1 pseudogene is annotated in these 226 nt (G+C 69.5%); it reads right to left on the bottom strand.

Annotated features, from left to right (window positions below):
* Nucleotides 1-226: pseudogene (locus WDW90_RS40445) on the bottom strand (Crp/Fnr family transcriptional regulator); the annotation flags it as partial.

Here is a 226-nt window from a genome sequence, read left to right as displayed (position 1 = left end):
TCCCGGCAGGTGGCGAGATCGACCAGCGTCGACCAGAGCAGGCCCTGCAGGATGCGCGGGTGGTTCGTGCTGAGCTCCGCCACGGTCGCGCGCGACACCCCGACCACGAGGCACGGGCTGAGCGTGGCGATGCTGTGGTCCATCGCCCCGAGCAGCGCGACGTTCAGGTCGCACAGGTCTCCCGACAGAAGCAGCGCCAGGATCTGGCGGCTACCGTTGCTCAGGA

Origin of the sequence: Methylobacterium nigriterrae (genome assembly GCF_037106235.1) — a bacterium.
Taxonomy (GTDB): Bacteria; Pseudomonadota; Alphaproteobacteria; order Rhizobiales; family Beijerinckiaceae; genus Methylobacterium; species Methylobacterium nigriterrae.
The sequence above is the reverse complement of the archived record's forward strand: the minus strand, read 5'-3'. Positions and strand labels throughout refer to the sequence as shown.